At 74.0% G+C, this 10,699-nt stretch carries 11 protein-coding genes and 1 riboswitch; of the genes, 6 read left to right on the forward strand and 5 right to left on the reverse strand.

The genetic code is table 11. From position 1 onward, the window contains the following. Nucleotides 1-7 precede the first annotated feature (7 nt). Entirely contained in the window at nucleotides 8-967 is a 960-nt protein-coding gene (locus ACJTNH_RS14955; RefSeq protein WP_458176959.1) for a glutamate ABC transporter substrate-binding protein, read from the reverse strand. A gap of 83 nt (nucleotides 968-1,050) precedes the next feature. Next, complete coding sequence (locus ACJTNH_RS14960) at nucleotides 1,051-1,791, reverse strand: amino acid ABC transporter ATP-binding protein (RefSeq protein WP_458176961.1); 741 nt, start codon at nucleotides 1,789-1,791, stop codon at nucleotides 1,051-1,053. A 140-nt stretch (nucleotides 1,792-1,931) separates the two neighbouring features. Between ACJTNH_RS14960 and ACJTNH_RS14965 the strand changes: the two genes are divergently transcribed. The 3 genes from ACJTNH_RS14965 to ACJTNH_RS14975 all read left to right on the forward strand — a co-directional run bounded on the left by ACJTNH_RS14965 (nucleotide 1,932) and on the right by ACJTNH_RS14975 (nucleotide 4,552). Continuing rightward, complete coding sequence (locus tag ACJTNH_RS14965; RefSeq protein WP_458176963.1) at nucleotides 1,932-3,110, forward strand: ROK family protein; 1,179 nt, start codon at nucleotides 1,932-1,934, stop codon at nucleotides 3,108-3,110. Nucleotides 3,111-3,250: 140 nt separating this feature from the next. Then, entirely contained in the window at nucleotides 3,251-3,784 is a 534-nt protein-coding gene (locus ACJTNH_RS14970; RefSeq protein WP_458176965.1) for a hypothetical protein, read from the forward strand. 135 nt (nucleotides 3,785-3,919) lie between these two features. Then, complete coding sequence (locus ACJTNH_RS14975) at nucleotides 3,920-4,552, forward strand: PKD domain-containing protein (RefSeq protein WP_458176967.1); 633 nt, start codon at nucleotides 3,920-3,922, stop codon at nucleotides 4,550-4,552. Nucleotides 4,553-4,632: 80 nt separating this feature from the next. Here ACJTNH_RS14975 and ACJTNH_RS14980 read toward each other — a convergent pair whose 3' ends face one another. The 3 genes from ACJTNH_RS14980 to ACJTNH_RS14990 form a co-directional block, all read right to left on the reverse strand. After that, entirely contained in the window at nucleotides 4,633-5,154 is a 522-nt protein-coding gene (locus ACJTNH_RS14980) for a C40 family peptidase (RefSeq protein WP_458176969.1), read from the reverse strand. 33 nt (nucleotides 5,155-5,187) lie between these two features. Continuing rightward, nucleotides 5,188-5,291: riboswitch (cyclic di-AMP (ydaO/yuaA leader) on the reverse strand. A 388-nt stretch (nucleotides 5,292-5,679) separates the two neighbouring features. Next, a complete protein-coding gene (locus ACJTNH_RS14985; RefSeq protein ID WP_458176971.1) occupies nucleotides 5,680-5,964 on the reverse strand; it encodes a HesB/IscA family protein in 285 nt (94 codons plus the stop codon). A 199-nt stretch (nucleotides 5,965-6,163) separates the two neighbouring features. After that, on the reverse strand, nucleotides 6,164-7,114 hold the full coding sequence (locus ACJTNH_RS14990) for a helix-turn-helix domain-containing protein (RefSeq protein WP_458176973.1): 951 nt from the start codon (nucleotides 7,112-7,114) through the stop codon (nucleotides 6,164-6,166). 179 nt (nucleotides 7,115-7,293) lie between these two features. Between ACJTNH_RS14990 and ACJTNH_RS14995 the strand changes: the two genes are divergently transcribed. From ACJTNH_RS14995 to ACJTNH_RS15005, 3 genes are all read left to right on the forward strand, one after another. Further along, nucleotides 7,294-8,130, forward strand: a complete 837-nt coding sequence (locus ACJTNH_RS14995) for an alpha/beta hydrolase (RefSeq protein WP_458176975.1) — start codon at nucleotides 7,294-7,296, stop codon at nucleotides 8,128-8,130. Beyond that, complete coding sequence (locus ACJTNH_RS15000) at nucleotides 8,127-8,915, forward strand: MBL fold metallo-hydrolase (RefSeq protein ID WP_458176977.1); 789 nt, start codon at nucleotides 8,127-8,129, stop codon at nucleotides 8,913-8,915. The genes ACJTNH_RS14995 and ACJTNH_RS15000 overlap by 4 nt, the downstream gene beginning before the upstream one ends. Nucleotides 8,916-9,437: 522 nt before the next feature. Next, nucleotides 9,438-10,643: a DUF222 domain-containing protein gene (locus tag ACJTNH_RS15005; RefSeq protein ID WP_458176979.1), complete on the forward strand. Its 1,206-nt coding sequence runs from the start codon at nucleotides 9,438-9,440 to the stop codon at nucleotides 10,641-10,643. Nucleotides 10,644-10,699 lie beyond the last annotated feature (56 nt).

Genomic DNA, 10,699 nt, shown 5'->3' on the forward strand with positions numbered 1-10,699 from the left:
GACCGGGTCAGGAGCCCGGCACCGAGCCGATCTCCGGCGGGGTCGGGGCGTCGCCCTCGACGACCGTGCCGAGGGCCGCCTCCCAGATCTCGGCCCACGAGCCGTCGTCCTGGATCTCGGTCAGCCAGGTGTTCACGAAGTCCTTGAAGTCCGGGTCCTGCGGGGGCAGGCCGATGCCGTAGGGCTCCTCGGTGAACGGCTGGACGGCGACCTTGATGTCGTCGTTCGCGTCGGCCGCGGCCAGCAGCAGGGTGTAGTCCTGCACGTAGGCGTCGCCGCGGCCCTGCACCAGCGCCTGCACCGCCTGCGGGTCGGTGGCGAAGCTGGTCACCTCGGCGCCGGGGGCGACCTCGGGGACGGCGGTGACGGCCGGGGTGTTGGCGCCGACGATGACGTTCTTGCCGTCGAGGTCCTCGACGCTGGTGATGTCGTCGTTGTCGGCGGCCACCGCCACCGCGAGACCGGAGGTGAAGTACGGGCCGGCGAAGCTGATCTGCTCGGCCCGCTCCTCGGTGATCGTGTAGGTGTTGAAGACGACGTCGACGGTGCCGTTCTGCAGCAGCGCCTCCCGGGTCTCCGACGCCGGCGGCACGATCTCGATGGCCGGCTCGCCCAGGATGTAGATGGCCAGCATCTTCGCCAGGTCGATGTCGAAGCCCTCGACGTCGTCGGGGTTGCTCGGGTCCTGCTGCGAGAGCAGCGGCGCATCGAGCGCGGCGGCGACGCGCAGCACGCCCCGCTCCTTGATCTCGGCCATCGTCGACTCGGGGAGGATCAGCGAGTCGTCGGCGACCGGCGCGTCCTCGTAGACGGCGTCCAGGCCGGCGGCGGCCTCGTTGTCGCCACCACCGCCGGGGACGGCGTCGGAGGAGTCGGACGAGCCGCACCCGGCGAGCGCCACCGAGGCGGTGGCCAGCACGGCGGTGATCAGCGGGAGGCGACGCCGGGGAAGGCGGATGTCACGCATGCCTTGCCTTTCTGGTGAGCCCTGCCGGGGGAGCGGCGCCGGGCGGAGGGGTGGGCGGGTCTGCCCAGGGGTGCGCTCGGCCGTCAGTGGGCCAGCACGTTGGAGAGGAACGAGCGGGCGCGCTCGCTCCGGGTGGCGTCGAAGAACTCCGCCGGGGGTGCCTCTTCGACGATCTGACCGGCGTCCATGAAGACGACGCGGTCGGCGGCACGGCGGGCGAAGCCCATCTCGTGGGTGACCACGACCATGGTCATGCCGTCGGCGGCCAGTGAGGTCATCACCTCGAGCACCTCGTTGACCATCTCCGGGTCCAGCGCCGAGGTGGGCTCGTCGAAGAGCATCAGCTTGGGGTGCATGGCCAGCGAGCGGGCGATCGCGGCGCGCTGCTGCTGGCCGCCGGAGAGCTGGGCGGGGAAGCGGTCGGCCTTGTCGGCGATGCCCACCCGCTCCAGCAGCGCCATCGCCTCGGCGCGGGCGGTCGCCTTGGCCACCTTGCGCACCTTCAACTGCGCCAGCATCACGTTGTCCAGCACGCTCAGGTGGCCGAACAGGTTGAACGACTGGAAGACCATGCCGACGTCGGCGCGCAGCTGCGCGAGCTGCGGGCCCTCCTCGGGCAGCGGCTCGCCGTCGACGCGGATCTCGCCGGCGTCGATCGGCTCGAGCCGGTTGATCGTGCGGCACAGCGTCGACTTGCCCGAGCCGGACGGCCCGATGACCACGACCACCTCGCGCGGGGCGACGTCCAGGTCGATCGAGCGCAGCACGTGCAGGTCGCCGAAGTGCTTCTCGACGCCACGCATGCTGACCATCGGCGTGCTCATCGCCCTGCTCCTCACGATCGACCCTGAACGTTGGGGGAAGGCTAAGTGGCGATCGTTACAACGAGAAGTCCATCAAGTATTTCCACTTCCGGAGTAAGTGCCCGTTGCTTCGGACGGCGGCCGTTGCTTCACTGACCGGCATGTCCAGCACCGCCGCTGACCGGTCGGCCACCTCCCCGAGCGAGGTGCTGTCGCTGGTGCGGCTCGGCCGCGCCACCTCCCGGGCCGACGTCGCCCGGGAGACGGGCCTGTCGGCGACCACCGCCGCGGCCCGGGTGGAGATGCTGATCCGGCGCGGCTGGCTGGTGGAGACCGGCAGCGGGCCGTCGGCCGGCGGGCGACCGCCGCGGCGGCTGGAGATGCGCGGCGCGGCCGGCCTGGTCGCCGCGGTCAGCCTGGGGGAGCGGCACGCGGCCATCGCCGTCCTGGACGCCGCCGGCCGGCAGGTCGCCGAGCAGCACCTGCCGATCGTGATCGCCGACGGCCCCGAGGTCGTGCTGCGCACGGTGGCGACGGCGATCGCCGACGCCGTCGCCGGGCTGGACGCCGCCCCGCCCCTGCTCGCGATGTGCGTCGGCGTGCCCGGACCGGTCAGCGTGCGCACCGGCTTGGTGGTCTCCCCGGCCCGGATGCCCGGCTGGAACGGCGCGGACGTCGCGGCGATCGCCGGGCAGTGGCTGGACGTGCCGGTGATCGTGCAGAACGACGCGAACCTCATGGCGCTCGGTGAGCACGCCGCCGGTGGCTCCGCGCCCGAGGACATGGTGTTCGTCAAGGTCGGCTCGGGCATCGGCTGCGGCGTCGTCGTCGGGGGTGCGCTGCACCGGGGCAGCGGCGGGTTCGCCGGCGACATCAGCCACACCACCGTGCCCGGCGCCCCGCCGGTGCCCTGCTCGTGCGGGCGGGTCGGCTGCCTGGACGCGGTGGCCAGCGGCGCCGCGCTGGTCGAGCAGCTCGCCGAGCGCGGGGTCGCCTCGTCGGGCACCGAGGGGATGCTCGACCTCGCCCGCGACGCGCACCCGCTGACCACCCAGCTGCTGCGCGAGGCGGGAGGCAGCACCGGCACGGTGCTGTCGACGATCCTCAACTTCTTCAACCCGCAGCGGCTGGTCATCGGCGGGCACCTGAGCAGCGCCGAGGCCTTCGTCGCCGGCGTCCGCTCGGCGATCTACGCGCAGTGCCCGCCGATGATCACCGATGGCCTGGAGATCGTGGTGAGCCGGGTCGGTCAGCAGGCCGCCCTGCTCGGCGCCGGCCGGGAGGCCCTCGACCTGGCGTTCTCCCCGGAACAGCTGGCCGCCCGGGCGGGGGCTCGCTGAGCCGGGTGTGACTGCTGTGCCGGGTGGTGTGACGACTCGGCAACGGGCACGCGCCGTGCGCGTTTCGCGACTCGCTGTGCTCCAGTCTGCACCCGAGTGATCACCGGGGAACGTGGTCATCGGGGAACGAGGAGTGCGACATGCGCGGGATCGTCGTGATCGACCAGCCGGTCGAGGACCGGGTCGTGGGCTGGCACGTCAGCGTCGGTGACGGCCTGGAGTCGACGATGGCCGGCGCCTGGGTGCTCCCCGCCGACGACCCGCGGATCTCTCCGCTGCTGACCGGCCGGGTGCTGGTCACCACCGAGGAGGCTGCTGCGCGGTTCGGCCGCGGTGCCGACGTCGGTGCCCTCGCGATGGCGATCGTCGCCGAGACCAGCGCGCTGGACGCCGCCTTCGCCGCGCACCTGGCCGCCCTGCCGTCGTCCCGCCGCAGCCTGGTCGCCCCGCGCTGGCCGCGGATGGCCCTGCGCCCGACCCGGGTCACCGCCGGCGACCCGCTCGCCAGTGGCGCGCTCACCCTGGCCCGCTGGGTCTCCGAGCTGCTGGCCGCCTGGGACCAGATCGAGAAGGAGCGGCTGGCCCGCCCGTTCCTCGTCGCCCGCGGTGGTGCCCGCGCCCGCGCCTTCCCGCCCGGCTGGGGAGCGTCCGCCCCCGTCGCGCTGGCCGCCTGACCGTCGTCCCGCGAGTCACTCGTGCACCCGTCCGACGCAGGCGTCGCGCGACACCGCCGGCCTGACCCGCCGCCGGTCCACTGGTCGGCAGTCTCCCCTGAGCAGCGCCACCGGGCGCTCGAGCAGAGGAGCGGCGTGGCCCAGACACCCACCGGCACGGCACCCACCGGCACGGCGCCCACCGGTGCGCCGGCGCACGACCGCACGCTGGTCTGCGCGGGCACGCTCCTGTCGCTGCTGGTCGTCCTGGTCGCGGTCGCCGGCGGGCTGCCCACAGCGGTCGGCGTGCTCGGCGTGGTCCTCGCCGCCGTCGGCGCGGTCGCGCTGGTGCGCGGCCAGGCCCCCCGCCTGCAGGTCGTCGGCCGGCCGGCCGGCGCGGTCGTGCTGGGTGTCGGTGCGGTGACCCTGGGCGCCGCCGTCGTCCTCTCGGCCGGCAGCCCGGGTGCGGTGGCCGACACCGCGCTGGACGCCGCCCCGGCCACCCCGCAGGCGCAGCAGGCCGCTCCGGTGGCGGCCGCGCCGACGCTGGCGATCACCTGCCCCGGCGGGTTCGGTGCCTCGCCGCTGTTCGGCCACGACGTCACCGCCACCGCGCCGTACTCGGTGACCATCGACTACGGCGACGGCGACGTCTACACCCACGACGACCAGCACCTGTCCGCCGTCTTCTCGCACACGTACGCGGCCGAGGGCAGCTTCGAGGTCACCGCCGTCGTCACCGACGCGACCGGCCAGACCGCCAGCGGAAGCTGCACCTACCGCTGGTGAGGCCCCGCTGGTGCCCCGGCCGCAACCGGGACACCAGCGGTCCTACGAGGGCGGAGATGGCCATCTCCGCCCTCCGGGTGTCAGACCAGCCGGCGGGCGGAGTGGTAGCCCCACATCTGGTCGACGTTCGCGATCTTGACGACGTCGCCGCTGGTCGGTGCGTGCACCATCTGGCCGTTGCCGATGTAGATGCCCACGTGACCGACCGGGTGGTAGAAGAACACCAGGTCACCGGGCTGCAGGGCGGCGCGGTCGACGGGCGTGCCCATCGTCGACTGCATCCGCGACGAGTGCGGCAGCGAGACGCCGGCCGCCGCGAAGGCGTACTGGGTCAGGCCCGAGCAGTCGTAGGAGTTCGGGCCGGCGCCGGCCCACACGTACGGCTTGCCCTGCTGGGCGAGCGCGGTGTCGACGGCCACCTGGGCCGCGACGTTCGGGGCCACGACGGGGGCCACCGGAGCGGCCACCGGCGGCGCGCTGCCGCCGGCCGAGGCCTGCGCGGTCAGCGGGGTGAGCACGACTCCGGCGCCGGCGAACAGGGCGATCAACGCCCGCCGTCCGGCTCGGGGGGAACGGCGGGACGAGCTGTGCATGGTCGTCATGGACGACGTTTCTCCTGGTTCTCCTCGACCGCCTACCGAGTTAGCTGACGGGTTCGGGCGGGGAACTCGCCCGGCGCGACCGTGCTGGCCCGCGCTTCACCCCAGAACTGCGATGGGTCCCCGGCCCGGGCTCACGGCCGCCGTGTCGTGGCGGCCGCCCGGTTCGGCGGTGCCCGCCGGGCTGTCACCAGGAGCGGTGACGGCTCGAACCCGTCGGGCGGGACGACCGTAAGCGGGCTCCCGGTCGCCCGCTGGGGGCCGGATCGGGCCCTGCGAGGCCCGAAACGAGACCGCCCGTTGCCGCCCGCGACACGACTCGCCGGAGCCGACCTGCGGTGCCGTGATCGGCGCTCGCGGGCCCTCCGGCGTGTCGTCCCGGGGGTCAGCGGCCTGGCGATCTGCCGCGCGACGCGCGTGCCTGAACGGTGCGTGAGCGGGTGATGACCGCTGGATGCTCGCCCGGGACGACGACCGCCCCGCACCGGCAGGGCCGGTACGGGGCGGTCGTGGGAGTCGTGCGGGTGGTCAGCCGGGGGAGTCGGTGATCCCGAACTGCACCTTGCCGGACGGGTCCGGGACGGCGTCGAGGGTCTTGTCGCCGAGCAGCGTCGCGGCCTTCGGGTCCAGGAACACCCGGACGCCGTCCTGGTCGACGACCTGGTCGTCCTCGGCCGGCACCGCGGCCAGGCCCAGCGCCAGGGACTCGCCGCTCGGGTCGTCGGCGATGCGCAACCCGCCCTGGTCGGGCAGCTCGGTCTGGTCGAGGATGCCGCGGATCGCGGTGGCCGCCTGCGGGGTCAACGTGAGCATGGGGAGGTTCCTCTCGTGTCGGGGTGCCCCGACCGGCCGCGCGCAGCGCGTCGTCGGGCCGCGCGGCGGCCGGTCAGGGGTGGTACCTCGCCCCTCCAACCTCCCGAAGGCGGCGCGAGTGGGTCAAGCGTGGGCGGAGATCGTCACGAGGTCGCAGCACTCGCGGCGGCCCGGTGCTCGTCGCCCGTGCCGGCCCGGTTCAGCGCCGGAGGTGCTGCTGCCACTCCCGTGGGGTGACGCCGTAGGCCCGCTTGAACCGCCGGCCGAAGTGGCTGGGGTCGACGAAGCCCGTGGCGCGCGCGACCGCGGCGATCGACCGGCGACGGCCGGCGGGCGACGCCAGCTGGGCGCGGGCCAGCTCCAGGCGCTGCCCGATCACCTCCTGCTCCAGGCTCAGGCCGGCGTCGCTGAACACCCGGTAGAGGTGGCGCACCGACACCGCGTGCGCGCCGGCGATCGACTCCGGCGTCAGCTGCGGGTCGGTCAGGTGCTGGCCGATGTGCGCCCGCACCCGGGTCAGCAGCGTCTCCTCGCCCACCGCACCGCTGAGCCGGGCATCGCCGGCGGCCGACACGATCAGCGCCCGCAGCAGCTCGACCGTCGCCGTCCCGAGGGCGGCGGCGCCGGGGTCGCCCGACAGGTCTCCGACGCGGGCGCAGACCTGTTCCAGGTGGGCGCGGACCAGGCCGTGCAGCCGGCTGGCCCGCAACCGTGGTGACGCGCGCCGGACGACGTCCACCGGCAGGGCGAGCTGCTCGTACCGGACCTGGAACGACCGCGAGCCGCCGCCCACCGAGCAGCCGAACGAGTACGGCGCGGTGAGGTCGACCAGCATCAGGTCGCTGCCCCGGACCAGCTGCTCGTGCCCGAGCTGGCTGAACTCGCCGCAGCCCTGGGCCTGGAAGGCCAGCGCGACGACCGCCGGGCTCTCCCGGCGCACGTGGCGCGGTGTGCGGGTCAGGCGGAACGCCGAGGCATCGGTGGTGAAGACCGCCGCCCGGCCGAGGGGGAACAGGTGCATCCGCGCGTACATCCGCTCAGGGGACGTCCGCTGCTGCACGCGGCAGGGCACCGAGGCCTCCTGCATGGCGACGCGGAAGGCCTCGACGCGGTCGGTGCACGCGATGTCGCGGGTGTCGAGCAGCAGCATCAACGGCTCCCAGGGCCGGCGCGTCCCCATCGGGTCGCGGTCGAGCGTGGCAGAGCGGCGCGCGGTCGGGAAGGCGCCCTGGCACGCAGGGACCACAGGCGTGCAGACACGGCCGATCCGGGGTGGCGGCGCGCTGCCAGGGTCGCTGGCACCACGCACCCGACCGCGAGGAGAACGCCATGACCGCGCCGTCCGCACCTGACATCGTCGTCCTCGTCCACGGCTTCTGGGTGACCCCACGCAGCTGGGAGGAGTGGAAGGCGCACTACGAGGCACGCGGCCTCCGGGTGCTCACCCCGGCCTACCCCGGCTTCGAGGTGGAGGTCGAGGCGCTCAACGCCGACCCGACGCCGATCGCGCAGGTGACCCTCCCGCAGATCGTCGAGCACCTGGCCGGCGTGATCGGCGCGCTCGACCGCCCGCCGGTGCTCATCGGCCACTCCGCCGGCGGGACGATCACCCAGCTGCTGCTCGACCGCGGGTTCGGCGCGGTCGGCGTCGCGCTCAACTCCGCGCCCACCGAGGGGGTGCGGGTGCTGCCGCTGTCGCAGCTGCGCTCGACGTGGACGGCGTTCAAGAACCCGGCCAACCGGCACCGCGCCGTCCCGCTCACCGAGGAGCAGTGGCACTACGCCTTCACCAACACCTTCGACGCCGAGGAGTCGCGGCGGCTCTACCAGCGCTACGCCATCCCGGCGCCCGGCTCGATCCTGTGGAGCTCGGTGCTCGCCAACTTCATGCCCGGACCGCAGGACGCCCACGTCGACTACCGCAACCCCGCGCGTCCGCCGCTGCTGTTCGTCTCCGGCGGCGAGGACCACATCATGCCGCCGTCCGTGCAGCGCTCCAACGCCGCGCACTACAAGGGCGACACCGTCACCGAGCACCGCGAGTACCCGGGCTACGCCCACCTGCTGCCGGCCCAGCCCGGCTGGCAGCAGATCGCCGACGAGGTGCTCGACTGGGCGCTGGCGCACGCGAGCGGGGCGCGCACGATGGCCACCGGGGCGCAGTGAGGCTGACCCACGTCGGCGGCCCCACCCTGCTGGTCGAGGTCGACGGCTGGCGGCTGCTCACCGACCCGACCTTCGACCCGCCGGGTCGCCGTTACCGGTTCGGCTGGGGCACGAGTTCGCGGAAGGTGACCGGGCCGGCCGTTCCGGCGGGCGAGCTGGGGGCCGTGGACGCCGTCCTGCTCACCCACGACCACCACGCCGACAACCTGGACGACGCCGGTCGGGCCCTGCTCCCCTCGGTGCCGGTCGTGGTGACGACCGCCTCCGGTGCCGCGCGGCTGGGTGGTGGCGCGCGGGGCCTGCGGCCCGGCGAGGCGACGGTGCTGACCGGGCCTGGCCGGCCGTCGTTGGAGGTGGTGGCGACGCCGGCCCGGCACGGACCGCCGCTGAGCCGGCCGGTCGCCGGGGACGTCGTCGGGTTCCTGGTGCGCCCGGCCGGTCAGGACGACGGCGGCCTCTGGATCACCGGGGACACCGTGCTGTTCCGCGGGCTGCGGGAGGTGGCGCAGCGGCTCCGGGTGGACACCGCGGTGCTGCACCTCGGCGGCGTGCGCTTCCCGGTCACCGGTCCGCTGCGGTACTCGATGACCGGCCGGCAGGCGGTGCGACTGTGCGGGCTGCTCGACGCCGGCACCGTCGTGCCGGTGCACTACGAGGGCTGGAGTCACTTCGTGCAGGGCCGCGCCGGGGTCGAGCGTGCGCTGGCGGGGGCGCCGGACGAGGTGCGGCAGCGGGTCCGGTGGCTGCCGATGGGGGAGGCGGTCGACCTGGCGGCGCAGGGCTGAGCCGGCCGTCGGTGCCAGGTCCGGCGCCGGCTGCTCCCGCTCGCCGAGGCGATCAGTGGCGCCCGACCCGCTCTGGGTCGTGCGCTCGCTGAGCCGATGGGCGGCGCCGAGACCCGGCCCGGGCCTCCTGGGTGGACGGCGGGCGATCTGGCCCGGGTCCCCCGGAGAGCCGGTGGGCAGTCGGCGCTCGACCCTGGCCGAGGATCCGGCGTCGCCGCAGGGCGCTCCGGCGCTCGACCCTGGCCGAGGAACCGGCGCCGCCGTAGGGCGTCTGACGAGTTGTGGTCGGGCTGCTGGGCGGTCCGATCACTTCGGACGCCGTGCTGGTGGGCGGGCGTCACCTGCCTGGCCGACGGCGGCGGGTCGCGAGCACGTGCTCGGAGGTGCGCCGACGTCCCGATCGGCTCTTGTCAAGCCGTGAGTCACATCTGTGGACAGGGCTTTGACCTGCGGATTCGGGTTGTTCGGCGGTTCCCCAGCCGGTATTCTTCGCACACACGTTCGAACCGGTCGGGAGGTGTCGTGAGCGAGTTGATGTCGGCTCTGGACGCCCTGGCGACCGATGACCTGCACGGTCTGAGTGACGGTGGGGTGTTGGACCGGACGGCGTTGCTGGTGGCGGTGCAGAACCGGGTGGCGGCGGAGTTGACCCGCACGGTGCGGCACGGGGAGACCACGCAGGCCGCTGAGCACGATGGGTTGAAGTCGATGCGGTCGTGGCTGATCGGGCACGCGCGGCTCTCGGCGGCAGAGGCGTCGCGGGTGGTGCGGTCGGGGCGGGCGTTGGAGCACTTCCCGGCGCTGGCGGCGGGGTTCGCCGAGGGTGCGGTGACGGCGGCACAGATGGACGTCGTGGCGTCGGCGGTGGGTGAGCCGGAGCGAGCGCGGGCGGCCGAGCAGGACGTGGACCTGGGTGCGTTCGATCGGGTGTGGGCGCAGGTGGCGGTGGGGTCACCGCACCAGTCGCTGGCGGTGGCGGTGCGGGCCTTCGAGGACGCGTTGGACCCCGACGGCATCGAGCCCGATCCGACTGAGGGCAGGCGGCTGACGATCGCCAAGCACGCTGACGGCAGCATCACGGGTCGGTTCGATCTTGACGCGGTGGGTGGGGAGAAGGTGCAGGCGGCGATCGAGTCGATCGTGCAGGCCGGCCGCCCCAAGGGGGACACCCGGACCCGGGCGCAGCAGAACGCCGATGCGCTCGTGCAGTTGTGTGACAACCAGCTGGCCTCGGGCGGTCTGCCGACGTTGCGCACGGTGAAGCCGCACGTGGTGCTGCAGCTGAGCCTGGACGATGCGGTCGACCCGGCCACTGGCCCGGGTGCTGCGCGCACCGGGTTCGGGGCCAGCATCTCCGCCGCCCGGGCCCGGTGGCTGGCCTGCGACGGCAGCATCTCCCGGATCGTGATGGGCCCCGACGGTGTGCCGCTGGACCTGGGGCGGGACCACCGGGTGGTCACCCCGGGCCTGCGCAAGGCCGTCGAGCGCCGTGACAAGAGCTGCGTGTTCGCCGGCTGCGGCGCCCCATCGTGGTGGTGCGACGTGCACCACCTCATCCACTGGCTGCACGGCGGCGAGACGTCGCTGGAGAACTCAGCGCTTCTCTGCGAACGGCACCACACCAAGGTCCACCACGGGTTCCGGGTCGAACGAGATCCCGGTGGGCGATGGCGCACCTGGCGACCCGACGGCACCGAGATCCTGATCGGACCACCGCTGCTCGTGTGATCGCGGGCAGCTGTCCTCGCCACCCGAGCCCTGCTGGCTCGGGTGGTGAGAGCCGT

The organism is Modestobacter lacusdianchii (assembly GCF_054177765.1).